We start from the raw sequence: 25,518 nt of genomic DNA, 5'->3' as shown, positions 1-25,518 counted from the left end.
ACGGCATCCGACACGGTCGAGGCAACCGACATCAATGGAGAGCGAGATGGCAGCAGGCGAGCACAAATATCGCGTCGCGGTGGAGTGGACGGGCAATCGCGGCACCGGCACGTCGGGGTATCGCGAGTACGGGCGCGATCACGTGATCCGGGCGGGCTCGAAGCCGGATATTCCCGGTTCGTCGGATCCGGCGTTCCGCGGCGACGCGTCGCGCTGGAACCCCGAAGACCTGCTGCTTGCGTCGGCATCGGCGTGCCACAAGCTCTGGTATCTGCATCTGTGTTCCGAGGCCGGCATTCGCGTGCTGGCCTATGCCGACAACGCCGAAGGCACGATGCTCGACGGCGCCGGGGAAGGCCGTTTCACCGAAATCGTGCTGCGCCCGCACGTGACCATCCGGGCCGGCGACGATCGTGAGCTGGCCGGGCATCTGCATCACGATGCGCATGCGAAGTGCTATATCGCGAACTCGGTCAATTTCCCGATCCGCTGCGAACCGGTGATCGAGTCCGCCGCGGCGTAGGGAACCCCCGCCGCATCGTCACGGCGCGACGCCGTACACCTCCCGCGCAGCCGCGCGAATCGCGTCGGCCATCACCGCGACGGCCGGCGAATGGAGCCGGTCGGTGCGCGTGATGATCCCGAAATCGTCCATCCGGCAATCCATTTCCAGCGGCAGCACCGTGACGATCCCGTGCCGCGCGTAGTAGTGCGCGACGTCCTCGGCCAGCACCGCGATCATGTCGCTCTGTTCGAGCAACTGCGTGATGAACAGCAGCGCCGCCGTCTCGACGAGGTTCGCGGGCGGCGCAAGGCTCGCGCGCTGGAACACGAGCTCGAAGCGGTGGCGCAGCACGCTGCCGGCCGGCGGCACGACCCACGCGGCGCGCTGCACGTCGGCGAGCGACAGCGGCGCGTGCGCGAGCAGCGGGTGGCCGGGTCGCACGACGGCGGCCACCGACTCGCCGGTCAGCGGCTCGTAGCGCAGGCGCAGCTTGTCGTGTTCGGCGGAGAGCCGGCCGAGCACGATGTCGATCTTCTCTTGCGCGAGATGTTCGAGCAGCACGTTGCTGGTGTCGATCTCGACCGACACGTGCAGGCCCGCATGCGTACCCTTCACCGCGGCGACGGCCGGCGGCACGAGCCGCAGCCCGGGCGACGTGATCGCGCCGACCGCCACGTGGCCGAGATGGCCGGCCTTCAGCGCGGCCAGCTCCTCGTGCGCCTGGTCGAGGCTGCCGAGCGCCGCGCGCGCATGGCGGATCAGCGCGTCGCCGTAGAGCGTCGGCCGCATCCCGCGCGGCAGCCGCTCGAACAGCACCGCGCCGATCGATTCCTCGAGTTCGCGCAGCAGCTTCGACGCGGCCGGCTGCGTCATGTTCAGCGCGGCCGCCGCGCGATGAATGCTGCCTTCGTCGGCGAGCGCGACGACCAGCAGGAGCTGGCGCGTCTTCAGGCGGCCGCGGTTTCCCCACGGACTGGCTTCGGGCATCGTACGGGTTTATATCGATATTGGAATCGATATCGTAATCGCCAAAAACGTCATTAGCCAGTTATCAAAATTCTGCCTAGACTGCGCCGGTATCCCGTCACCACAGGACTGACGATGTCGGCAACAAAACCCAGGCTGCGCTCCGCGCAATGGTTCGGCACGAACGACAAGAACGGCTTCATGTACCGGAGCTGGATGAAGAACCAGGGCATTCCCGATCACGAGTTCGACGGCCGGCCGATCATCGGCATCTGCAACACGTGGTCCGAACTGACGCCGTGCAACGCGCACTTCCGCAAGCTCGCCGAGCACGTGAAGCGCGGGATCTCCGAGGCGGGCGGCTTCCCGGTCGAGTTCCCGGTGTTCTCGAACGGCGAATCGAACCTGCGGCCATCGGCGATGCTCACGCGCAACCTCGCGTCGATGGACGTCGAGGAGGCGATCCGCGGCAACCCGATCGACGCGGTCGTGCTGCTCGCCGGCTGCGACAAGACGACGCCCGCGCTGCTGATGGGCGCGGCGAGCTGCGACGTGCCGGCGATCGTCGTGTCGGGTGGCCCGATGCTGAACGGCAAGCTGGAAGGCAGGAACATCGGGTCGGGCACGGCCGTATGGCAGCTGCACGAAGCGCTGAAGGCCGGCGAGATCGACCTCCATCACTTCCTGTCGGCCGAAGCCGGCATGTCGCGCTCGGCCGGCACCTGCAACACGATGGGCACCGCGTCGACGATGGCGTGCATGGCCGAGGCGCTCGGCGTCGCGCTGCCGCACAACGCGGCGATTCCGGCCGTCGATTCGCGTCGCTACGTGCTCGCGCACATGTCGGGCATCCGCATTGTCGAGATGGCGCTCGAAGGGCTCGTGCTGTCGAAGGTGCTGACGCGCGCGGCGTTCGAGAACGCGATCCGCGCGAACGCGGCGATCGGCGGCTCGACCAATGCGGTGATCCACCTGAAGGCGATCGCGGGCCGCATCGGCGTGCCGCTCGAACTGGAAGACTGGATGCGCATCGGCCGCGACACGCCGACGATCGTCGACCTGATGCCGTCGGGGCGCTTCCTGATGGAGGAGTTCTATTACGCGGGCGGGCTGCCGGCCGTGCTGCGCCGCCTCGGCGAAGGCGGGCTGCTGCCGCATCCGGACGCGCTGACGGTGAACGGCAAGTCGCTGTGGGACAACGTGCGCGAAGCGCCGAACTACGACGACGAAGTGATCCGCCCGCTCGACCGGCCGCTGATCGAGGACGGCGGCATCCGCATCCTGCGCGGCAACCTCGCGCCGCGCGGCGCGGTGCTGAAACCGTCGGCGGCGAGCCCCGAACTGCTCAAGCATCGCGGCCGCGCGGTGGTGTTCGAGAACCTCGACCACTACAAGGCGACGATCAACGACGAAGCGCTCGACATCGATGCGAGCTCGGTGATGGTGCTGAAGAACTGCGGGCCGCGCGGTTATCCGGGCATGGCCGAGGTCGGCAACATGGGACTGCCGCCGAAGCTGCTGCGCCAGGGCGTGAAGGACATGGTGCGGATTTCCGATGCGCGGATGAGCGGCACCGCATACGGCACGGTCGTGCTGCACGTCGCGCCGGAAGCGGCCGCCGGCGGACCGCTCGCGGCGGTGCGCAACGGCGACTGGATCGAGCTCGACTGCGAGGCCGGCACGCTGCATCTCGACATTCCGGACGACGAACTGCAGCGCCGCCTGTCGGATGTCGATCCGACCGCCGCGCCGGGCGTGGCCGGCCAGCTCGGCAAGGGCGGTTATGCGCGACTGTATATCGATCACGTGCTGCAGGCCGACGAGGGGTGCGACCTCGACTTCCTGGTCGGCACGCGCGGCGCGGACGTGCCGAGCCATTCGCATTGAGCGGCAGGCGGCGCGACGTGCGCCGCCGGTTGCGGACCTTCCCGGTCCGCGCTTCGTGAAACCGTGAACGCAAGACGGCCGGTGGCTACCAGGGCCGGCGCAGGACGCGAAACATGACATCGAGCAGCACGCCGCGTTACCGCGGCATCTTCCCCGTCGTCCCGACGACGTTTACCGATACCGGCGAGCTCGACCTCGCGAGCCAGAAGCGTGCGGTCGACTTCATGATCGATGCCGGCTCCGACGGGCTGTGCATCCTCGCGAACTTCTCCGAGCAGTTCGCGATCACCGACGACGAACGCGACGTGCTCACGCGCACGATCCTCGAACACGTCGCGGGCCGCGTGCCGGTGATCGTCACGACGTCGCACTACAGCACGCAGGTGTGCGCGGCCCGCAGCCTGCGCGCGCGGCAGCTCGGCGCGGCGATGGTGATGACGATGCCGCCGTATCACGGCGCGACGTTCCGCGTGCCGGAAGCGCAGATCTTCGACTTCTATGCGCGCGTGTCCGACGCGATCTCGATCCCGATCATGATCCAGGACGCGCCCGCGAGCGGCACCGCGCTGTCCGCGCCGTTCCTCGCGCGGATGGCGCGCGAGATCGAGCAGGTCGCGTACTTCAAGATCGAGACGCCGGGCGCGGCGAACAAGCTGCGCGAGCTGATCCGGCTCGGCGGCGACGCGGTCGAGGGGCCGTGGGACGGCGAGGAGGCGATCACGCTGCTGGCCGATCTTCACGCGGGCGCGACCGGCGCGATGACGGGCGGCGGCTTTCCGGACGGCATCCGGCCGATCCTCGAAGCCTTCCGCGAAGGGCGGCACGACGACGCGTTCGCGCATTACCAGACATGGCTGCCGCTGATCAATCACGAGAACCGCCAGTCCGGGATCCTCACCGCGAAGGCGCTGATGCGCGAAGGCGGCGTGATCGCGTGCGAGCGGCCGCGGCATCCGATGCCGGAACTGCACCCGGACACGCGCGCGGAACTGCTCGCGATCGCGCGGCGGCTCGATCCGCTCGTGCTGCGCTGGGCGCACTGAGCGATTCGCGAAGGAGACACGCACGATGAGTGATCGGATTTCGCTGGGCGTCGTCGGGATCGGCAAGATCGCGCGCGACCAGCATCTGCCGGCGATTGCCGCCGAACCGGGCTTTGCGTTGACCGCGTGCGCGAGCCGCCACGCGGAAGTCGCGGGCGTCCGCAACTATCAGGACCTGCGCGCGCTGCTGGCCGCCGAGCGCGAGCTCGACGCCGTGTCGCTGTGCGCGCCGCCCCAGGTGCGCTACGCACAGGCCCGCGCCGCGCTCGAAGCCGGCAAGCACGTGATGCTCGAGAAACCGCCGGGCGCGACGCTCGGCGAAGTGGCCGCGCTGGACGCGCTCGCGCGCGAACGCGGCCTCACGCTGTTCGCGACCTGGCATTCGCGCTGCGCGAGCGCGGTCGAGCCCGCACGCGCATGGCTCGCGACGCGCACGATCCGCGCGGTGCAGGTGCGCTGGAAGGAGGACGTGCGGCGCTGGCATCCGGGGCAGCAGTGGATCTGGGAGCCGGGCGGCCTCGGCGTGTTCGACCCCGGCATCAACGCGCTGTCGATCGTCACGCGGATCCTGCCGCGCGAGCTCGTGCTGCGCGAGGCGACGCTGTTCGTGCCGAGCGACGTGCAGACGCCGATCGCGGCCGACCTCGACTGCGCGGATACCGACGGCGTGCCGGTACGCGCGGAATTCGACTGGCGGCACGGCCCCGTCGAGCAATGGGAGATCGCGGTCGACACGGCCGACGGCGTGCTCGCGATCAGCCGCGGCGGCGCGCAATTGTCGATCGCGGGCGAGCCGGTCGAGATCGGGCCGGAACGCGAGTATCCGGCGCTGTATGCGCACTTCCATGCATTGATCGCGCGCGGCGAAAGCGACGTCGACGTGCGGCCGCTGCGGCTCGTCGCCGACGCCTTCCTGTTCGGCCGGCGCGTGCAGACCGACGCGTTCGGCCGCTGAACCCGCGCGCGTCGGCACGACGCGCGTCCGACGAATCTTTACGGCACACATCACGGCACCCGCCGATACCAAGGAGACATCCCATGAACCGCACGACTCACACGATTCGCCGACATACCCTGCGCGCGCTCCTCGCCGCGCTCTGCATCGCGCCGCTCGGCATGCAGGGCGCCGCGCGCGCCGACGCGCCGCTGAAGATCGGTTTCCTCGTGAAGATGCCCGAGCAGGCGTGGTTCATCAACGAGCAGAACGCGGCGTCCGCGCTCGGCCAGAAGGAGAACTTCTCGGTCGTGAAGATCGGCACGCCGGACGGCGAGAAGGTGCTGGCCGCGATCGACAACCTCGGCTCGCAAGGCGCGCAGGGCTTCGTGATCTGCGCGCCGGACGTGCGTCTCGGGCCGGCGATCGCGTCCCGCGCGAAGCGCTACAACATGAAGTTCGTGACGGTCGACGACCAGCTCGTCGATTCGAGCGGCAAGCCGCTGCCGAACGTGCCGCACCTCGGGATGTCGGCGACCAAGATCGGCAACCAGGTCGGCCAGGCGATCGCCGACGAGATGAAGCGGCGCGGCTGGAAGCCCGAGGAAGTCGGCGCGCTGCGGATCACCAACTACGAACTGCCGACCGCGAAGCTGCGCACCGACGGCGCGACGCAGGCGCTGCTCGCGAACGGCTTCCGCAAGGAGAACATCTTCGATGCGCCGCAGAAGACGACCGACGACGAAGGCGGCTTCAGCGCGGCGGCGCCGGTGCTCGCACGCCATCCGAACGTGAAGAAATGGGTCGTCTACGCGCTGAACGAGGAAACCGTGCTCGGCGCGGTGCGCGCGACCGAGCAGCTGCACATCCCGGCGGCCGACGTGATCGGCGTCGGCATCAACGGCGCGGGCGAGGCGTTCGCCGAATTCCAGAAGAAGGAGCCGACCGGTTTCTACGGGACGATCGCGGTCAGTTCGACCAACCACGGCAAGGACAGCACGCAGAACCTCGTCGACTGGATCCGCAACGGCAAGACGCCGCCGGCCGACACGCAGACGAGCGGCAAGCTGATGACGCGTGCGAACTGGCAGGCCGTGCGCGCCGAACTCGGTATCTGAGCGGGCGAGGCGAGAACGCGATGACGATGCAGACGATGACGGCCGTGCCCGGCCACGACGCCGAAGCGGGCACGCCGCCGGACGGCCCGCTGCTTGCGCTCGACGGCATCACCGTGACGTTCCCGGGCGTACGCGCGCTCGATGCGGTGTCGCTGTCGGTGCGCGCGAGCGAAGTGCACGGGCTGATGGGCGAGAACGGCGCGGGCAAGTCGACGCTGCTGAAGGTGCTGTCCGGCGTGAACCAGCCGCAGGCCGGCACGCTGACGCTGAACGGCACCGTCCAGCGCTTCGCGTCGACGCGCGCGGCGCTCGAGGCCGGCATCGCGATCATCTACCAGGAGCTGCATCTGGTGCCCGAGCTGACGGTCGCGGAGAACCTGATGCTCGGGCAATTGCCGAGCCGGCTCGGCGTGGTCGACGAGCGCACGCTCGCCGCGCGCGCGCTCGATGCGCTGGAGCGGCTCGGCGAGCGCATCGACCCGGGCATTCCGGTGAAGTATCTGTCGATCGGTCAGCGGCAGATGATCGAGATCGGCAAGGCGCTGATGCGCGATGCGCGCGTGATCGCGTTCGACGAGCCGACGAGTTCGCTGTCCGCGCGCGAAACCACGCAACTGTTCCGGATCATCCGCGCGCTGCGCGCGGAAGGGCGCGCGATCATCTACGTCACGCACCGGATGGAAGAGGTGTACGAGCTGTGCGACCGCGTGACCGTGTTTCGCGACGGCCGCCGCATCGACACGTTCGATTCCGTCGCCGATCTCGACCGCGACCGGCTGATCGGCTGCATGGTCGGCCGCGCGATCGAGGACGTCTACGGCTATCGCCCGCGCACGGCCGGCGACGTGCTGATCGAGGCGAAAGGGCTGGCGGGGCCCGGCCTGGCGGAACCCGTGTCGTTTACCGCGCGGCGCGGCGAGATCGTCGGCTTCTTCGGGCTCGTCGGCGCGGGCCGCTCGGAGCTGATGAAGCTGCTGTACGGCGCGGTGCGCCCGAGCGCGGGGCACGTCGAGCTGAACGGGAAACGCGTCGCATTCGGGAGCCCGCGCGACGCGGTGCGCGCCGGCATCGCGCTGTGCCCGGAAGACCGCAAGCAGGAAGGCATCGTCGCGATCGCGTCGGTGGCCGACAACCTGAACATCAGCGCGCGCCGCCATTTCAGCCCGGCACGCGTGCTGCTCGACGGGCGGCGCGAGCGCGAGCTTGCACAAAGCTACATCGAGCGGCTCGCGATCAAGACCCGCGACGGCGACACGCCGATCGGCGCGCTGTCGGGCGGCAACCAGCAGAAGGTCGTGCTCGCGCGCTGGCTGGCCGAGCGCATCGACGTGTTCCTGATGGACGAGCCGACGCGCGGCATCGACGTCGGCGCGCGCGCGGAAATCTACAACCTGTTCTACGAACTCGCGGAAGCGGGCCGCACGGTGATCCTCGTGTCGAGCGATCTGGCCGAGGTGATCGGCGTGTCGGACCGCATCGTCGTGATGAAGGAAGGACGGATCGCGGGCGAGGTCGCGAAGGCGCATGCGACGCCCGACACGCTGATCAAGCTCGCGCTGCCGCGCTAGCGGCGAGCAGTCAACCGGAAAGCAACCGATATGAGCCAGGCAATGCAACCCCAACGCACTTCCCCGTCCCCCGATGCCGCCGCCGTGCCCGCACGCGCGCGTGGCGGCGTGTGGCAACTGATCAACCGCTCCGGCATCGTGATGGTGTTTCTCGTGCTGTTCGCGGTGCTGTCGTTGACCGTGCCGGACTTCCTCACGCCGCGCAACATCCAGGGTCTCCTGCTGTCGGTCACGCTGATCGGTTCGATCGCGGTGACGATGATGTTCGTGCTCGCGCTCGGCGAGGTCGACCTGTCGGTCGCGTCGATCGTCGCGTCTTCCGGCGTCGTCGCGTCGACGCTGATCACCGCGACGCACAGCGTCGTGCTCGGTATCGCGGCCGGCGTGCTCGCGGGAGGCGCGGTCGGGCTCGTGAACGGCGTGCTGATCGCGCGCTACAGGATCAATTCGCTGATCGTCACGCTCGCGATGATGGAAGTCGTGCGCGGGCTCGCGTTCATCACGTCGAACGGCGATGCGGTGATGATCTCCGAGGAGCGCTTCTTCGATCTCGGCGGCGGGTCGTTCCTCGGCATCTCGTATCCGATCTGGAGCAACATCGTCGGTTTCGTCGTGTTCGGCTTCCTGCTGCGCAAGACGGTGTTCGGCAAGAACGTGCTGGCCGTCGGCGGCAACGGCGAGGCCGCGCTGCTCGCGGGGCTGCCGGTGATGCGCATCAAGATCACGGTGTTCGTGCTGCAGGGGCTCGTGACCGGCTTCGCCGGCGTGATGCTCGCGTCGCGCATGAGCCTCGGCGACCCGAAGACGTCGGTCGGCCTCGAACTCGGCGTGATATCCGCGTGCGTGCTCGGCGGCGTGTCGCTGACGGGCGGCGTCGCGACGATCTCCGGCGTGCTGGTCGGCGTGCTGATCATGGGCGCGGTGCAGGATGCGATGAGCCTGCTGAACGTGCCGACCTTTTACCAATATCTGATACGCGGCGGAATTCTGTTGCTCGCGGTGCTGTTCGACCAGTATCGTCGCAACCAGCGGCGCGCGATGAAGATCTGACCGGCAGCGCGGCCGCCCGCGAACGCGACGGTCATTCGCGACAGATATCGGGAGACGGCATGCAACAGACTCATCCGGCCGCGCACGCGACGCTGCTGGCAGACACCCGCAACACGCTCGGCGAAGGCGCGACGTGGTGCGACAAGGCCCACGCGCTGTACTGGGTGGACATCGAAGGCGCGCGACTGTGGCGCTGCCGCGCGGACGGCACCGACCTCACGCCGTGGGCGATGCCCGAGCGGCTCGCGTGCTTCGCGCTGACCGACGATCCGGACGTGCTGCTCGTCGGGCTCGCCACGCATCTCGCGTTCTTCGACCTGCGCAGCGGCGCGTTCACGCGGATCGTCGACGTCGAGCCCGATCTGCCGACGCGCCTGAACGACGGGCGCTGCGATCCGTCCGGCGCGTTCGTGTTCGGGATGAAGGACGAAGGCGCCGAGCCGCCGCGCGCGGTCGGCGGCTTCTACCGGCTCAATGCGGACCTCACGCTCGAACGGCTCGCGTTGCCGCCGGCCGCGATCGCGAACAGCATCGCGTTTTCGCCGGACGGCTCGACGATGTACTTCTGCGATTCGCTGGTGCGCGAGATTTTCGCGTGCGATTACCGTGCGGGCGGCGACGTTGCGAACGTGCGGCCGTTCGCGCGGCTGACCGATGCGGACGGCGACCCGGACGGCTCGACGACCGATCGCGACGGCGGGCTGTGGAACGCGCAGTGGGGCGGCCGGCGGGTGGTGCGCTACGGGCCGGACGGGATCGAGACCGATCGCGTCGACGTGCCGACCGCGCAGCCGAGCTGCGTCGCCATCGACGGTGAAGGCCGGTTGTACGTGACGAGCGCACGCGTCGGGCTCGGCGACGATGCGCTGGCGAACGATGCCGCCGCCGGCGGCGTATTCGTCGCCCGCACCCGCTACGCGGGGCTGCCGACCGCGCGGTTCGCGGGCAAGCCCGCGAACTGAGCGCGCCGGTGCGGCGGGTGCGGGCGGCGGCGCGGTCGGTCGCGCCGCCACGCGCTGCCGGCGCCGTCACGGCCGGACGGGTCACGACTGCCGCGCGGCCTGCAGCCCCAGCAACGCGACCGCGTTGTCTTTCAGAATCAGCGAATGCACGTCGGGCCGGAACCCGGCGCCCTGAAAATCCTCGAGCCAGCGGTCCGGCCGGATCAGCGGAAAATCGGACGCGAACAGCACCTTGTGCCTGAGCAGCGTGTTCGCGTATTTCACCAGCTCGGGCGAGAAGTACTTCGGCGACCATCCCGACAGGTCGATGTAGACGTTCGGCTTGTGCAGCGCGATCGACAGCGCCTGCTCCTGCCATGGCCATGAAGGGTGCGCGATCACGATCTTCATGTCCGGGAAGTCGACCGCGACGTCGTCGAGGTGAATCGGTTCGGAATACTTCAGACGCAGCCCGCCGCCGCCGTGCATCCCCGATCCCATCCCCGAATGCCCGCTGTGGAATACGGCCGGCAATCCGTATTCCGCGATCACCTCGTAGATCGGATAGGCGAGCCTGTCGTTCGGGAAGCATCCCTGCATCGTCGGGTGGAACTTGAAGCCTTTCACGCCGTGCTCGTCGATCAGGCGGCGCGCCTCGCGCGCGCCGAAGCGGCCCTTGTGCGGGTCGATGCTCGCGAACGCGATCATCACGTCGGCGTTGTCCCGCGCGAATTGCGCGATTTCCTCGTTCGGAATGCGCCGCCGGCCGATGTTCGTCTCGCAGTCGACGGTGAACATCACGAAGCCGATCCGGCGCTCGCGGTAATACGCGATCGTCTCCGGAATGGTCGGCCGACGGCCCTGCTTCAGCACGGTGCCGAAGTACTTGTCGGCCGCGTCGTCGAATGCCTTCGCGAACAGGTCCGGCGGCTGGCAGCACGACACCTCGGCATGCACGTGCGTGTCGATGGCGATCAGGTTGTCGATGTCCAAGCGTGTCTCCTCATGTCGTGATTCGTCGGCCGGCACGGCGCGAAATCGGCTGTCCGGGCCCGTTTAGGGGTTTGTCCGGAGCCGCTTCCATTCTACTTTACATATCAGGTTACCTGATAGTAAATTGGTCGCGAGTCGCACAGGGCGGCATCGTCATTGGAGAACGAAAATGGGTTACGAAGGGCGCTGGAAAACGGTGAAGGTCGAGGTCGAGGGCGGGATCGCATGGGTGACGCTGAACCGTCCGGACAAGCGCAACGCGATGAGCCCGACGCTGAACGCGGAGATGATCGACGTGCTGGAGGCGATCGAACTCGATGCCGAGGCGCAGGTGCTCGTGCTGACCGGCGAGGGCGACGCCTGGACGGCCGGGATGGACCTGAAGGAATATTTCCGCGAAGTCGACGCGGGCCCGGAAATCCTGCAGGAAAAGATTCGCCGCGACGCGAGCCGCTGGCAGTGGCAATTGCTGCGCATGTATGCGAAGCCGACGATCGCGATGGTCAACGGCTGGTGCTTCGGCGGCGGCTTCTCGCCGCTCGTCGCGTGCGACCTCGCGATCGCGGCCGACGAAGCGGTGTTCGGCCTGTCGGAAATCAACTGGGGCATCCCGCCGGGCAACCTCGTCAGCAAGGCGATGGCCGACACCGTGGGCCATCGCCAGGCGCTCTACTACATCATGACCGGCGACACCTTCACCGGCCCGCAGGCCGCGCAGATGGGGCTCGTCAACAAAAGCGTGCCGCGCGCGCAGCTGCGCGACGAGGTGCGCGCGCTGGCCGCGAAGCTGCTCGACAAGAACCCGGTCGTGATCCGTAACGCGAAGCACGGCTTCAAGCGTTGCCGCGAGCTGACCTGGGAGCAGAACGAAGACTACCTGTACGCGAAGCTCGACCAGGCGAACTACCGCGATCCGGAAGGCGGGCGCGAGCAGGGCCTCAAGCAGTTCCTCGACGACAAGAGCATCAAGCCGGGCCTGCAGGCGTACAAGCGCTGACGCGCGCCGCCGCACGCAACCGGATCCGAGTGGAGACACGGAAATGCACGAAGTGAGTTTGTTGATCGACGGCGTGTCGCGCGGCGCGTCGGACGGCGGGACCTTCGACCGGATCGATCCGGCGACGGGACAGGTGGCGTCGCGCGCCGCCGCGGCGACGCTTGCCGACGCGGACGCCGCGGTCGCGGCAGCCGCGCGCGCATTCCCCGCATGGGCCGCGCTCGCGCCGACCGAGCGCCGTCGGCGGCTGCTCGCGGCGGCCGACCGGATGGACGCGCGCGCGGGCGAATTCATCGAAACCGGCCGCGCGGAAACCGGTGCGATGGCGAACTGGTACGGCTTCAACGTGATGCTCGCGGCGAACATGCTGCGCGAGGCGGCCGCGATGACCACGCAGATCGACGGCGCGGTGATCCCGTCGGACGTGCCCGGCAGCCTCGCGATGGCCGTGCGCCAGCCGTGCGGTGTCGTGCTCGGGATCGCGCCGTGGAATGCGCCGGTGATTCTCGCGACCCGTGCGCTCGCGATGCCGCTCGCCTGCGGCAACACGGTGGTGCTGAAGGCGTCGGAGGGGTGTCCGGGCGTGCACCGGCTGATCGGCAGCGTGCTGCACGACGCAGGGCTCGGCGACGGCGTGGTCAACGTGATCACGCATGCGCCGCGGGACGCGCCGGCGATCGTCGAGCGGCTGATCGCGAACCCGGCGGTGCGCCGCGTGAACTTCACCGGTTCGACACGCGTCGGCCGCATCGTCGCGACGCTCGCCGCGCAGCACCTGAAGCCGGCGCTGCTTGAACTCGGCGGCAAGGCGCCGGTGCTCGTGCTCGACGACGCCGATCTCGACGCGGCGGTCGAGGCGGTCGCGTTCGGCGCGTTCTTCAACCAGGGGCAGATCTGCATGTCGACCGAGCGCGTGATCGTCGATCGCAAGGTTGCCGATGCGTTCGTCGAACGGCTCGTCGCGAAGGCACGCACGCTGAAGGCCGGCAACCCGGCCGCGCCGGGCGTCGTGCTGGGCACGCTCGAAAGCGCGGCCGCCGCGCGGCGGATCGCGGCGATGGTGGACGACGCGCGCGCGCACGGCGCCGCGCTGCCGCTCGGCTGTGAAGTCGACGGCGCGGTGATGCAGCCGACGATCGTCGACGGTGTCACGCGCGACATGCAGCTGTATGCGGACGAATCGTTCGGGCCGGTGGTGACCGTGCAGCGCGTCGACGGCGACGCCGCCGCGCTCGCGGCCGCGAACGACAGCGAGTACGGGCTGTCGGCGGCGGTGTTCAGCCGCGATATCGCGCGCGCGATGCAGGTCGCGAAGCAGATCGAATCGGGCATCTGCCACATCAACGGGCCGACGGTGCACGACGAGGCGCAGATGCCGTTCGGCGGCGTGAAGGCAAGCGGCTACGGGCGGTTCGGCAGCAAGGCGTCGATCGCCGAGTTTACCGACCTGCGCTGGATCACGGTCCAGACCACGCCGCGTCACTACCCGATCTGAGCAGTCCCGGGCGCCGCGGCGCCCCCGTTAAGACAACGACACAATGAAGTCTCCGCCCGGCGCGCGTACGCGCGCGGGGCGGAACCGACCGGAGACAGAACTTGGATGCGGATCCGACCCAACTGCGCGACGCGGCTGCCGCACAGCGCGTTCCCGCCGGCTATCGCCCCGTGGCGATCGGCACGGCACCGCCGGAGATCGTGCAACGCGACGGCTGCTGGACCTTGCGCGCGACGACCCCGCTCGGCGCGTACCCGCACCGGCTGACCGACCGGCTCGCGAGCGGCGCGCGCGCGCATCCGGACCGCTGGCTGGTCGCGCGGCGCGGGCCCGACGGTACGTGGATCGGCATCACGTATGCGCAGATGCTCGAGCGCGCCCGCGCGATCGGCCAGGCGCTGCTCGATCGCGGGCTGTCGGCCGAGCGGCCCGTCGCGATCCTGTCGGGCAACGACCTCGAACATCTGCAACTCGCGTTCGGCGCGATGTGGGCCGGCATTCCGCATGCGCCGCTGTCGCCCGCGTATTCGCTCGTGTCGAGCGATTACGGCAAGCTGCGCCACGCGCTCGCCGTGCTCACGCCGGGGCTGGTCTTCGCGTCGGACGGCGCGGCGTTTCGTGCCGCGCTCGACGCGGCGGTGCCGCCTGATGTCGAGCGCGTGGTCGTGTCGGCACCCGACGGGATGGACGGCGTCACGCGTTTCTCGTCGCTGCTCGACACGACACCGGGCGGCGTCGATGCCGCGCACGGTGCGATCACCGGCGACACGATCGCGAAATTCCTGTTCACGTCGGGGTCGACACGGCTGCCCAAGGCGGTGCCGACCACGCACCGGATGCTGTGCAGCAACCAGCAGATGCTGCTCGAGACGTTTCCGCAGTTCGGTCTGGAGCCGCCGGTACTGGTCGACTGGCTGCCGTGGAATCACACGTTCGGCGGCAGCCATAACGTCGGCATCGCGCTGTACAACGGCGGCACGCTGTACATCGACGACGGCAAGCCGGTCGCCGGCAAGTTCGGCGAGACGCTGCGCAACCTGCGCGACATCGCGCCCACCGTGTATTTCAACGTGCCGAAGGGCTGGGAAGAGCTGACCGCGGCGCTCGAGACGGATGCCGCGCTGCGCGAAACCTTCTTCTCGCGCGTGAAGATGTATTTCTTCGCGGGCGCCGGACTGTCGCAGGCCGCGTGGGACCGGCTCGAGCGCGTGACGCTCGCGCACTGCGGCGAGCGCATCCGGATCATGGCGGGCCTCGGGATGACCGAGGCCGCGCCATCGTGCATGTTCACCACCGGGCCGATGTCGGGAGCCGGCTACATCGGCCTGCCCGCGCCCGGCTGCGACGCGAAGCTGGTGCCGGTCGACGGCAAGCTCGAGGCGCGCTTTCGCGGGCCGAACGTGATGGCCGGTTATTGGCGCGCGAGCGGCGACGACGCGCGCGAGGTATTCGACGAGGAGGGCTACTACCGCAGCGGCGATGCCGTGCGTTTCGTCGATCCCGCGCGACCGGAGATCGGCCTGATGTTCGACGGGCGCATCGCGGAGGATTTCAAACTGTCGTCCGGCACCTTCGTGAGCGTCGGGCCCATGCGCGCGCGGATCGTATCGAACGGCGCGCCGTACGTGCAGGACGCGGTCGTCACGGGGATGAACCGCGACGACGTCGGCGTGATGATCTTCCCGCGCATCGACGATTGCCGTCGCCTGGCCGGCGCGGCACCGGATGCCGATGTGCGCACCGTCCTGCAGGCGCCCGCGGTGCGGGCGTTCTTCGCGGACCTGCTCGAGCGCCTGAACCGCGACGCGACCGGCAGCGCGACGTTCGTCACGCGGCTGTGCGTGCTCGATACGCCGCCTTCGCTCGATCTCGGCGAAGTCACCGACAAGGGCTCGATCAACCAGCGTGCGGTGCTCATGCACCGTGCGGCGGTGGTCGACGGGATGTACGAGCCGGGCGCGGCCGACGCGGGCGTGATCGTCGCCGGCACGGCGTACCGGGCATGAGGTGCGCGCGATGAGCAACGCGTATTGCGCGCCGTTGCGCGACATGCTGTTCGTGATCGGCGAATGGCTCGATGCGCCGGCGCTGTGGCGCCGCGTGCCCGACTGGGCGGAGCTCGACCTGTCGACCGCCGGGCAGGTGCTCGACGAAGCCGCCCGCTTCGTGGTCGAACGCATCGCGCCGCTCGATTCGACCGGCGATCTCGAGGGCTGCCGGTTCGACGGTATCGGAGTGACGATGCCGGCGGGCTTTCGCGATGCGTACCGCGACTACGTCGACGCCGGCTGGCCGACGTTGGCGCTCGACGCCGATTGCGGCGGCCAGGGGCTGCCGCATCTGCTCGACGTCGCGCTGCAGGAGATGCTCGCGGGGGCGAACCATGCATGGCTGATGTCGCCGGGGCTCACGCACGGCGCGGTGGCCTGCCTGCGCGCGCACGGCGGCGAGCGCCTGAAGCGCGACGTGCTGCCGAGGATCGCGAGCGGCGAGTGGCTGACGACGATGTGCATCACCGAGCCACAGGCGGGCAGCGATCTCGGCCTGCTGCGCACGCAGGCAGTGCCGGACCCGGCCGCCGACGGCTACCGGATCAGCGGCAGCAAGCTGTTCATCACCGGCGGCGAGCACGATCTGACCGACAACATCGTGCACCTCGTGCTCGCGCGGCTGCCCGATGCGCCGGCGGGAACGAAGGGGCTGTCGCTGTTTGTCGTGCCGAAGTGGCTCGACGCGCCGGGCGGCCGCGTGCGCAACGGCGTCTGGTGCGACGGCGTCGAGAAGAAGATGGGGCTGAAGGCAAGCCCGACCTGCACGATGCGTTTCGACGCGGCCGCGGGCTGGCTCGTCGGCGAGCCGCATCGCGGGCTCGCATCGATGTTCGTGATGATGAACGCGGCGCGCCTGCAGGTCGCCATGCAGGGTGTCGGGCATGCGCAGAGCGCATGGCAGGCCGCGTCGGCCTATGCGCGCGAGCGCGTGCAGGGCAGGGCGGCGCCGATCGCGCAACACGCCGCGATCCGCCGCATCCTGCTCGATGCGCAGGCGATCGTCGAAGGCGAGCGCGCGATCGGCTACTGGATCGCGCACTGGCTCGACGTCGCCGCGCACGATCCGCAGCCGCCGGCGCGGCTCGCGGCGTCGCGGCTGGCATCGTTGCTCACGCCGGTTGCCAAGGCGTTCTTCACCGCGAACGGCTTCGCGGCCGCGTCGAACGCGCTGCAGGTATTCGGCGGCTACGGTTACGTTCACGAATACGGGATCGAACAGACGGTGCGCGATTGCCGCGTGTCGATGCTGTACGAAGGGACCAACGAGATCCAGGCGATCGATCTGCTGGTGCGCAAGGTGCTGGGGGATCGCGGCGAGGCGCTGCACGCGCTGCTCGAGTTGATTCGCGCGGAAGCCGCGCAGGGCGTCCAGGCGGCAGCGGACGAGCGGGTGAGGGACGCCGGGGCGCGCGTCGCCACGCTGTGCGCGGAGCTCGAGCGCGTGACGGCCGGCGTGATCCGCGCGAGCGAGCACGATCCGGATCTGCCCTACCGGGTCGCGGACGACTATCTCGCGCTGGTCGGCTGGCTGCTGCTCGCGTTCGCGTGGGCGCGCACGCTGCGCATCGTCGGCGATTCGCCGGGAGACGATTCGTTCCGTGCGGGCAAGCGCGCGGTCGGCACCTACTTCTTCGACTATCCGCTCGCGGCGTTCGCACACCGGCTCGCGCTGGTGGACGCGGGCTGCCGCGCGGCGTTGCCGGTTGCCGCGGCATAAGGTTTGTCCGAGCCGGGCGTGGATGGCCCGGGGCGGCTCGCCGGCCGGCACGAGCCGCCGTGCGGGCCGATATACGGGCCGATAGACGGACCGCGTGAGGTAAGATGGCCCGCGATCCTCCTTCCGACACGTTCATGAGTTCGACACCCGTCAAACCGGCCGGCACGAAACGCACGGCCCGCGCCAGCGAAGCCAGGCCGCGCATGCGTTCGCAGCAGCGGCTTACCTACCTGATCGGCAATCTCGACCGGCTGCTGCGCCGCCAGATGAGCGATGCGCTCGCGCCGCTCGGTGTGACGCTCGCGCAGTACACGGCGCTGTCGGTGCTCGAGGCGCGCGGCGCGCTGTCCAATGCGCAACTCGCGGTGCGCTCGTTCATCACGCCGCAATCCGCGAACGAAGTGATGGTTGCGATGGCCGCCCGCGGCTTCGTGACGCGCGAGGCCGATCCCAGCCATGGCCGCGTGATCCTGCTGCGTCTGACCGACGAGGGCTCGGCAATCCTGCGCGACTGCGAGCGGGTGCTGCGGCCGCTCGAGCGCCGGATGCTCGGGGACGACGTGAACGCCGACGACGTCGAGCAGGTTCACCGCACGCTCGAGCTGTTCGTGCGCAACCTGCGCGACTGAGCACGCCGCCGCGTCTTTCGTTCCGGTTTCTCCGGCCGCGCCGGGCCACGCCGCGGCGTGGCCCGGGTTGCGAACGGGTTGCGGGTTAACACCGCGCTCGCGACACTTGAAATATCAGGTTACCTGTTATTAAATCATCCCGTCCCTCGACGGGATTTTCTTTCGGGTTATTAATCAGGCTACCTGATAAAGTAACGAGACCCGATCACGATAAAGCAAGGACACCGCGCATGCGTTCCGCGTATGCCGCGCGAGTCACGGTTAGGAGACGACATGGATACTTCCGTTGCCGCAAGGCCGGCCGTCGCGACGACGCTCGGCCTGTGTTTCGCGATCGCATTGCTCGAGGGGCTCGACCTGCAGTCGGTCGGCGTCGCGGCACCGCGCATGGCCCACGAATTCGGGCTCTCGGTTTCACAGATGGGACTCGCGTTCAGCGCGGGCACGTTTGGCCTGCTGCCGGGCGCGATGCTCGGCGGCTGGCTGGCCGACCGGATCGGCCGCAAGCACGTGCTGATCGCGTCGGTCTGCCTGTTCGGGCTGCTGTCGATCGCGACCGCGCAGGTGTCGAGCTTCGCGATGCTGGTCGCCGTTCGCGCGCTGACCGGCCTCGGCCTCGGCGGCGCGATGCCGAACCTCATTGCATTGTCGTCGGAAGCGGTCGACGCACGCTCGCGCAGCAGCGCGGTGGCCGTGATGTATTGCGGGATTCCGTTCGGCGGCGTGATCGCGTCGCTGATCGGCGTGCTGCTCGCAGGCGACACCGAATGGCGGCACATTTTCTATGTCGGAGGCGTCGGCCCACTGCTGCTCGCGCCGCTGCTGCTCGCCCTGCTGCCCGAATCGCGTGCGTTCCTCGACGTCAGCGCATCGGGCGCAGCGCGCCCCAGCGTCGGACAGACGCTGTTCGGCGGCTCGCGCACCGGCACGACACTGGCGTTGTGGCTCAGCTACTTCTGCACGCTGATCGTGCTGTATTTCCTGCTGAACTGGTTGCCGTCGCTGATGGCCGCGAAGGGGCTCGCGCGCAGCCAGGCCGGGATCGTGCAGATCTTCTTCAACATCGGCAGCGGCCTCGGCGTGCTCGGCATCGGCATGTCGATGGACCGCTTGCGTCCGTCGCGCGTGGTCGGCGGCATGTACGCGGGGATCGTGCTGTCGCTTGCCGCGCTGGCGATCGCGCCCGGACTCCTGTGGCTGTCCGCCGCCGCGTTCGCGGCCGGGATGTTCGTCGTCGGCGGCCAGTCGGTGCTGTATGCGCTGGCCGCGATCTATTACCCCACCGCGATGCGTGGCACCGGCGTCGGCTCCGCCGTTGCCGTTGGCCGCCTCGGCTCGGTGGTCGGGCCGCTCGCCGCCGCCGAGCTGCTCGCAATGGGCCGCAGCGCGCCCGTCGTGATCGGCGCGAGCATCCCTGTCACGCTCGTCGCGGCCGTCGCCGCGCTGCTGCTGATCCGCCGCCCGCAGGCGGACGACTGAGGTTTCGCTTTTTTCGATACGCGCCGTCAGAGCGCGCCATTCAACATGGTCTGGAGACGCAACGATATGAAGACGAAGACAAGGAACGGCCTGCTGGCCGCCGGCGCATGCTGCGCGCTCGCCGCAACCGGCGCGCACGCGCAGTCGAGCGTGACGCTGTACGGGATCATCGACACGGGCGTGGAGTTCGTGTCGCACGCGAACGCGGCCGGCGATCACGTGGTGCGCATGCCGGGCGTGACGGGCGAGCTGCCGTCGCGCTGGGGGCTGCGCGGCACGGAGGATCTCGGCGGCGGTTATCAGGCGGTGTTCACGCTCGAAAGCGGCTTCAACGTGCGCGGCGGCGATCTCGGCCAGGGCGGCCGGCTGTTTGGCCGGCAGGCGTTCGTCGGGCTGAAGGGCGGCTTCGGCACGCTCGCGTTCGGCCGCCAGTACACGATGACCTACCTCGCGCTGCAGGGCGCGGACATCATCGGCCCCGACATCTACGGGCTCGGCTCGTTCGACGCCTACGTGCCGAACGGCCGCGCCGACAACGCGGTGACCTACCTCGGCACCTATCGAGGCGTGACGCTCGGCGCCGCGTATTCGTTCGGCCGCGACGGCGCGGGCACCGGCAACTCGCCGGGGCAGGGGACGTGCGCCGGGCAGGTGCCGGGCGATGCCACCCAGTGCCGTAACTGGTCGGTGATGCTCAAGTACGACAGCGCGTATTTCGGCGCGGCCGCGTCGTACGAGGAACAGCGCGGCGGCACCGGCGCGGCCGCCAACTTCTTCGACGGCATCGCCCCCGTCGCCTTCACCAGCAGCGGCGGCAAGGATGCCCGCACGCACGTGAGCGCGTACGCGCAGGCCGCCGGCGCGCGGATCGGCGCGGGCTGGATCGGGCGGCGCGTGTCGACCGGTTCGCCGGCCGCGCCCGGCGCGCATTCGGACCTGTTCTTCGTCGGCGCGTCATATGCGGTGAAGCCCGATTTCGTCGTCGACGGCGAAGGCTACCGGATCGTCAACACCGCGCACGACACGCGCGCGACGATGGCGACGCTGCGCGCGACCTATCTGCTGACCAAGCGCACGGCCGTCTATGCGCAATCGTCGTATCTGTGGAACAGCGCGCACGCACGCTACGCGGTCAGCGGCGGCGGGCCCGGCACGACGCCGGGCGAAGGGATGGGGCAGCTCGGCGCGATGGTCGGCGTGCGGCACATGTTCTGATCCGGCAGCCAGACAAACGGGAGATATCTTGAACAGGAAATCTGCATTCCTCTGCATCGCGCCGCTCTCCGCGGCGGCCATGCTCGCCGGTTGCGGTGGCGACGACTCGGTCAGTTCCACGCCGACCCACCTGAGCGCCGCGACGCCGGCCGCGATGGCGCAGACCTGCGACGCGCTTGCCGCGAAGCTCGCGTATGCGAACACGTCGTTCACGTCGGTGACGACCGCGGCCGCCGGCGCGCTGACGGTGGCCGGCAAGCCGATCGCCGAGCACTGCGTGATCGAAGGGAAGATGAACGAGCGCGTGAGCGCGGTGGACGGCAAGACCTATGCGATCGGCTTCGAGATGCGCTTGCCGAAAGCGTGGAACGGCCGCTTCTTCTACCAGGCGAACGGCGGGCTCGACGGCAACGTCGTGACCGCGACCGGCGAGATCGGCGGCGGCGGGCCCCTGACCGACGCGCTGAACCAGGGTTTCGCGGTGATCAGCTCGGATTCCGGGCACAGCGCCGCGCAGAACCCGCTGTTCGGCCTCGATCCGCAGGCGCGGATCGACTACGGCTACGGCGCGGTCGATGCGCTCACGCCGATGGCGAAGCAGGTGATCCGGCTCGCGTACGGCAAGGCGCCCGATCGCAGCTATTTCGGCGGCTGCTCGAACGGCGGCCGTCACGCGATGGTCACCGCCGTGCGCAACCCGGCCGACTACGACGGCATCATCGCGGGCGATCCGGGTTTCCATCTGCCGAAGGCGGCGATCGGCGAGATGTACGGCGCGCAGCAGTTCGCGAAGATCGCGTCGGCCACCGGCGCGAACGGGCTGCCGGATATCCGCAGCGGCTTCAACGATGCGGAGCGGCAGTTCGTCGGCGCGAAGATCCTCGAGAAATGCGATGCGCTCGACGGCGCGGCCGACGGGATGGTGCAGGACGTCGCCGCGTGCCAGGCGCATTTCAGCGTCGAGGCCGATATCCCGACCTGCGCGAACGGCACCCGCACGGGCGCCTGCCTCACGCCCGCGCAGAAGACCGCGCTGGAGAACGTGTTCACGGGGGCGCGCAACAGCGCGGGCACGGCGCTCTACGCGAGCTTTCCGTACGATCCGGGCGTGGCCGGCGGCGGCTGGGCCGCGTGGAAGCAGTCGAATTCGGTCTCGCTCGATCCGGCCGCGATGGCGTTCACGTTCATGACGCCGCCGAAAACCGCCGCGGCGCTCGCGAACCTGCCCGGTTTCGCGCTCGGCTTCGACATGGACAACGATGCACCGGCGATCTTCGCGACGAACGGCGTGTACACGCAATCTTCATGGTCGTTCATGACGCCGCCCGACGAGACGAACCTGTCCGCGCTGAAGGCGCGCCGCGCGAAGCTGCTCGTCTATCACGGCACGGGCGACCCGGTGTTCTCGTTCAACGATACGCGCGACTGGTATGCGAAGGTCGCGCAGGCGAACGGCGGCGATGCGTCGGATTTCGCGCGTTTCTATCCGGTGCCGGGGATGAACCACTGTTCGGGCGGGCCGGCGGCCGACCAGTTCGACATGCTGACGCCGCTCGTCGCGTGGGTCGAGCAGGGCCAGGCGCCTGCCGCGATCGTGGCCGCCGCGCGCGACACGACCAACGCGGTGCCGAATGCGGACGTGCCCGCCTCGTGGGGCGCGGGACGCACGCGGCCGTTGTGCCCGTATCCGCAGGTCGCGCGCTACAACGGCTCGGGCGACGTGAATTCGGCGGCGAGCTTCAGTTGTCGTTGACGTAGCCGTCGACGGGAAGCGGCCGGCGCGGGTAGTCTCGCGCCGGCCGTTTCATTTTTGCCGGCAGGCGCGTACTTACTCGCCGAGATCGAGCGGTACGTCGAGCCCGACCTTCACGCGGCTCATGCTCACCAGCGTCTTGAACCGCTTCACGTTGTTGTTCGCGAAGAACAGCTCGCGCGTGAGCGCGTTGTACTGATCCATGTTGCGCACCGCGAGGATCAGCACGAAATCCCATTCCCCCGTCACGTAGTAGCACTGCTGGATCTGCGGGCAGCGCTCGAACGCGCGCTTCATCGCATCGAGCTGATCGATCTGCTCGCTCTCGACCTCGACGTTCACGACGATCGTCAGCGGATGGTCGACCTTGTCCGGCGCGATCACGGCCGTATAGCGCTCGATCACGCCGTCTTCCGCGAGGCGCTTCAGCCGCCGGTTCACGGCGGCGGTCGACAGGTTGACGCGCGCGCCGAGCTCGGCCTGCGGCGTGTGCGCGTCGCGCTGCAGCTCCGCCAGCAGCTTGCGGTCGAACGCATCGAGTGGGGTCGTCATGATCGCGCGTGAGCCCTCGGAAGAATGAGAAATTTTTGCGTTGAAGCCGTCGATTTGGCGATTTTATTGACCGGCCCGCGCAATATTATTTTTCGAACCGACGGCGAGCGCAACTGGCGCTCGCCCGATCCGACCCACCCGACGGACCGCCCGCGCGGTCCCGCCCCAGGAGCCCTCCGCCATGCTGATCGCCAACCCGCGCGCGTCGCGCACCGCGTACCCGAACGCGCTGCGTCGCGTGATGAACATCGCATCGGCCGACGAAAGCGGCGCATGGCTGTCGCACTGGCCGCTCGTCGGCAACGCGCGCACGCCGCTGCGCGCGCTACCCGATCTTGCCGCGCGGCTCGGCGTCGCGAGCGTCCGCGTGAAGGACGAGTCGTGCCGCTCGCCGCTCGGCAGCTTCAAGGCGCTCGGCGCGCCGATCGCGCTGGTGCGGCTCGTGAGGCGACTGCGGCGCACGCGGGATCTCGAGCCACGCGGGCTCGTCACCGGCGCGTACGCGGCGGAGCTGGCCGACCTGACGGTGATCAGCGCGACCGACGGCAACCACGGCCGGGCGCTGGCCGCCGCCGCGCGCGCGATCGGCTGCGGCTGCGTGATCGTGCTGCACGCGAACGTCGACGCCGAGCGCGAACGCGCGATCGCGGCGTACGGCGCGCGGATCGTGCGCATCGCGGGGAACTACGACGAATCGGTCGTCTGCGCGGCGCAGCTCGCGCAGGCGAACGGCTGGCATGTCGTGTCGGACACGTCGTACGACGGCTACGAAGCGATTCCGCGCGACGTGATGCAGGGTTACGGCGTGATCGCCGCCGAAGCGGCCGCGCAGGCGGCGCAGGACGACGGGCGGCCGTTCACGCACGTGTTCCTGCAGGGCGGCGTGGGCGGCCTCGCCGCGGGCGTCGCGAGTTATCTCTGGGAACGCGACGGCGTGCGGCGGCCGCGCTTCGTCGTCGTCGAGCCGCGCCAGGCCGATTGCCTGTACCAGAGCGCGTTGGCCGGCCGTGCGACGAAGGCGACCGGCAGCGTCGATTCGGTGATGGCCGGGCTCGCGTGCGGCGAGGCGTCGCCGCTTGCATGGGATTTCCTCGAGAGGTGCATCGACCACTTCATGCTGATCGACGACGACGACGCGGTGCAGGCGATGCGCGGCCTTGCGGCCGGCAGCGCCCGCGACGTGCCGGTCGTCGCCGGCGAATCGGGCGCGGCCGGCGTGGCTGGCCTGACGGCACTGATGCGCGACCCGGCGCTCGCGCGGCAGGCCGGGCTCGACGCGAACGCGCATGTGCTGGCGATCAATACCGAAGGCGCGACGGCGCCGTCCGTGTACCGGCACTGCGTCGGCGAGACGGCCGACGCGGTGCGCGCGCGGCAGCGCGACTGGCTGGACCGCGTGGCGGTGGCGGCCTGAACGACATGACGACCGACGAGGCGAACGCAATGGAAACAATCGAGGAAAGCACGCTGCAGGCGCGACTGAAGACCTGGCGCCGCCATCTGCACCAGTATCCTGAAACGGGTTTCGAGGAAGTGAACACGTCGGACTACGTCGCGCGCATCCTGACGACGCTCGGGCTCGACGTGCATCGCGGGATCGGCGGCACCGGGCTCGTCGCGAACCTGACGGCCGGCACCGGCAAGCGCGCGATCGGCATCCGCGCGGACATGGACGCGCTGAACATCGCCGAGCACGCACCAGGCCGCGAACACGCATCGCGCACGCCGGGCAAGATGCATGCGTGCGGGCACGACGGCCACATGTCGATGGTGCTCGGCGCCGCGCAACTGCTGGCCGAGCGCAAGGATTTCGACGGCACCGTGCGTTTCGTTTTCCAGCCGGCGGAGGAGCACGGCCGCGGCGCGAAGGCGATGATGGCCGACGGATTGTTCGAGCGCTTTCCGGTCGACGCGATCTTCGGCGCGCACAACATGCCCGGCATGCGCGCGGGCACGTTCTCGACACGCGCCGGCGGCATCATGGCGAGCGAAGACAATTTCGTGATCCGGATCGATGGGCGCGGCACGCATGCGGCGCGGCCGCACATGGGCATCGATCCGATCGTGATCGGCGCGCAGGTTGTGCTCGCGCTGCAGACGATCGTGTCGCGCAATCTCGACCCGGGCCAGCAGGCGGTGATTTCGTGCACGGAGTTCATCACCGACGGGCTGCGCAACGTGCTGCCGTCAACCGTGACGATCAAGGGCGACACGCGCAGCTATTCGCGGGACGTGCAGGCGCTGCTCGAAACGCGGATGCGCGAGATCAGCGAAGGAATCTGCCGCACGCATGGCGCGACCTGCACGTTCGAGTACACGCACGAGTTCGCGCCGACGGTGAATTCGCCGGAGTGGGTCGACACGGCCGTGCAGGCCGCCGCGCAGGTCGCGGGCGCTGCCGCGGTGAATGCCGACGTGCAGCCGATGATGATCTCGGAGGATTTCGGCGCGTTCCTGCAGGTGGTGCCCGGCAATTTCGTGTTCATCGGCAACGGTGAAGCGGGTGGCCTCGGCGGCGTGCCGCTGCACAACGCGACGTACGACTTCAACGACGCGATCCTGCCGGTGGGCGCGCGGTATTTCGCGGAAGTGGCGCGGCGGGCGTTGCGGGCCGCGTAGCGCGTG

Annotated in this window: 21 protein-coding genes; 18 read left to right on the top strand and 3 right to left on the bottom strand. The window is 69.2% G+C overall.

Annotated elements, in window-relative coordinates; genetic code table 11:
- Positions 1 to 46: 46 nt before the first annotated feature.
- Complete coding sequence (locus AC1VVG_RS19850) at positions 47 to 523, top strand: OsmC family protein (RefSeq protein ID WP_034187590.1); 477 nt, start codon at positions 47 to 49, stop codon at positions 521 to 523.
- Between the two features lie 18 nt (positions 524 to 541).
- Here AC1VVG_RS19850 and AC1VVG_RS19845 read toward each other — a convergent pair whose 3' ends face one another.
- Entirely contained in the window at positions 542 to 1,492 is a 951-nt protein-coding gene (locus tag AC1VVG_RS19845) for a LysR family transcriptional regulator (protein ID WP_034187591.1), read from the bottom strand.
- Positions 1,493 to 1,606: 114 nt separating this feature from the next.
- Between AC1VVG_RS19845 and AC1VVG_RS19840 the strand changes: the two genes are divergently transcribed.
- The 7 genes from AC1VVG_RS19840 to AC1VVG_RS19810 all read left to right on the top strand — a co-directional run bounded on the left by AC1VVG_RS19840 (position 1,607) and on the right by AC1VVG_RS19810 (position 10,033).
- Positions 1,607 to 3,358 (top strand): IlvD/Edd family dehydratase, encoded by a 1,752-nt coding sequence (locus AC1VVG_RS19840; RefSeq protein WP_049035313.1) that lies wholly within the window; start codon positions 1,607 to 1,609, stop codon positions 3,356 to 3,358.
- 113 nt (positions 3,359 to 3,471) lie between these two features.
- Positions 3,472 to 4,401, top strand: a complete 930-nt coding sequence (locus AC1VVG_RS19835; RefSeq protein WP_034187593.1) for a dihydrodipicolinate synthase family protein — start codon at positions 3,472 to 3,474, stop codon at positions 4,399 to 4,401.
- Between the two features lie 25 nt (positions 4,402 to 4,426).
- Positions 4,427 to 5,356, top strand: a complete 930-nt coding sequence (locus AC1VVG_RS19830) for a Gfo/Idh/MocA family protein (RefSeq protein WP_034187594.1) — start codon at positions 4,427 to 4,429, stop codon at positions 5,354 to 5,356.
- Positions 5,357 to 5,439: 83 nt separating this feature from the next.
- Positions 5,440 to 6,453, top strand: a complete 1,014-nt coding sequence (locus tag AC1VVG_RS19825) for an arabinose ABC transporter substrate-binding protein (protein ID WP_034187595.1) — start codon at positions 5,440 to 5,442, stop codon at positions 6,451 to 6,453.
- Positions 6,454 to 6,473: 20 nt separating this feature from the next.
- On the top strand, positions 6,474 to 8,021 hold the full coding sequence (araG, locus tag AC1VVG_RS19820; protein WP_482836064.1) for an L-arabinose ABC transporter ATP-binding protein AraG: 1,548 nt from the start codon (positions 6,474 to 6,476) through the stop codon (positions 8,019 to 8,021).
- Between the two features lie 30 nt (positions 8,022 to 8,051).
- Entirely contained in the window at positions 8,052 to 9,071 is a 1,020-nt protein-coding gene (gene araH / locus AC1VVG_RS19815; RefSeq protein WP_482836063.1) for an L-arabinose ABC transporter permease AraH, read from the top strand.
- Positions 9,072 to 9,130: 59 nt separating this feature from the next.
- Positions 9,131 to 10,033 carry an SMP-30/gluconolactonase/LRE family protein gene (locus tag AC1VVG_RS19810; RefSeq protein WP_482836062.1) on the top strand — a complete coding sequence of 301 codons (903 nt, stop codon included), beginning with the start codon at positions 9,131 to 9,133 and terminating at the stop codon, positions 10,031 to 10,033.
- 81 nt (positions 10,034 to 10,114) lie between these two features.
- Here AC1VVG_RS19810 and AC1VVG_RS19805 read toward each other — a convergent pair whose 3' ends face one another.
- Entirely contained in the window at positions 10,115 to 11,005 is an 891-nt protein-coding gene (locus AC1VVG_RS19805; protein ID WP_049033264.1) for an amidohydrolase family protein, read from the bottom strand.
- A 169-nt stretch (positions 11,006 to 11,174) separates the two neighbouring features.
- On the opposite strand from AC1VVG_RS19805, the gene AC1VVG_RS19800 reads away from it, so the two are divergent.
- From AC1VVG_RS19800 to AC1VVG_RS19765, 8 genes are all read left to right on the top strand, one after another.
- Complete coding sequence (locus AC1VVG_RS19800; protein ID WP_021163522.1) at positions 11,175 to 12,002, top strand: p-hydroxycinnamoyl CoA hydratase/lyase; 828 nt, start codon at positions 11,175 to 11,177, stop codon at positions 12,000 to 12,002.
- Between the two features lie 43 nt (positions 12,003 to 12,045).
- Positions 12,046 to 13,497 (top strand): aldehyde dehydrogenase, encoded by a 1,452-nt coding sequence (locus AC1VVG_RS19795; RefSeq protein WP_034187600.1) that lies wholly within the window; start codon positions 12,046 to 12,048, stop codon positions 13,495 to 13,497.
- A 101-nt stretch (positions 13,498 to 13,598) separates the two neighbouring features.
- Positions 13,599 to 15,503: a feruloyl-CoA synthase gene (locus AC1VVG_RS19790; RefSeq protein ID WP_034187601.1), complete on the top strand. Its 1,905-nt coding sequence runs from the start codon at positions 13,599 to 13,601 to the stop codon at positions 15,501 to 15,503.
- Between the two features lie 10 nt (positions 15,504 to 15,513).
- Positions 15,514 to 17,265, top strand: coding sequence for an acyl-CoA dehydrogenase (locus tag AC1VVG_RS19785; RefSeq protein ID WP_482836061.1), 1,752 nt, complete (start codon positions 15,514 to 15,516; stop codon positions 17,263 to 17,265).
- A gap of 134 nt (positions 17,266 to 17,399) precedes the next feature.
- A complete protein-coding gene (locus tag AC1VVG_RS19780; RefSeq protein ID WP_034187602.1) occupies positions 17,400 to 17,894 on the top strand; it encodes a MarR family winged helix-turn-helix transcriptional regulator in 495 nt (164 codons plus the stop codon).
- Between the two features lie 273 nt (positions 17,895 to 18,167).
- Entirely contained in the window at positions 18,168 to 19,373 is a 1,206-nt protein-coding gene (mhpT, locus tag AC1VVG_RS19775; protein ID WP_069246021.1) for a 3-(3-hydroxy-phenyl)propionate transporter MhpT, read from the top strand.
- 66 nt (positions 19,374 to 19,439) lie between these two features.
- Positions 19,440 to 20,588: a porin gene (locus AC1VVG_RS19770; protein WP_034187604.1), complete on the top strand. Its 1,149-nt coding sequence runs from the start codon at positions 19,440 to 19,442 to the stop codon at positions 20,586 to 20,588.
- Positions 20,589 to 20,616: 28 nt separating this feature from the next.
- Complete coding sequence (locus tag AC1VVG_RS19765) at positions 20,617 to 22,341, top strand: tannase/feruloyl esterase family alpha/beta hydrolase (RefSeq protein WP_049033783.1); 1,725 nt, start codon at positions 20,617 to 20,619, stop codon at positions 22,339 to 22,341.
- Between the two features lie 75 nt (positions 22,342 to 22,416).
- Here AC1VVG_RS19765 and AC1VVG_RS19760 read toward each other — a convergent pair whose 3' ends face one another.
- On the bottom strand, positions 22,417 to 22,893 hold the full coding sequence (locus tag AC1VVG_RS19760) for an Lrp/AsnC family transcriptional regulator (RefSeq protein ID WP_059559204.1): 477 nt from the start codon (positions 22,891 to 22,893) through the stop codon (positions 22,417 to 22,419).
- A gap of 181 nt (positions 22,894 to 23,074) precedes the next feature.
- Between AC1VVG_RS19760 and AC1VVG_RS19755 the strand changes: the two genes are divergently transcribed.
- Together AC1VVG_RS19755 and AC1VVG_RS19750 are read left to right on the top strand one after the other, a co-directional pair.
- Positions 23,075 to 24,307, top strand: coding sequence for a diaminopropionate ammonia-lyase (locus tag AC1VVG_RS19755; RefSeq protein WP_059559201.1), 1,233 nt, complete (start codon positions 23,075 to 23,077; stop codon positions 24,305 to 24,307).
- A gap of 29 nt (positions 24,308 to 24,336) precedes the next feature.
- Positions 24,337 to 25,512, top strand: coding sequence for a M20 aminoacylase family protein (locus AC1VVG_RS19750; RefSeq protein ID WP_482836060.1), 1,176 nt, complete (start codon positions 24,337 to 24,339; stop codon positions 25,510 to 25,512).
- The last annotated feature ends 6 nt before the right edge of the window (positions 25,513 to 25,518 follow it).

This window comes from Burkholderia sp. L-4, assembly GCF_056856535.1.
The sequence above is the reverse complement of the archived record's forward strand: the minus strand, read 5'-3'. Positions and strand labels throughout refer to the sequence as shown.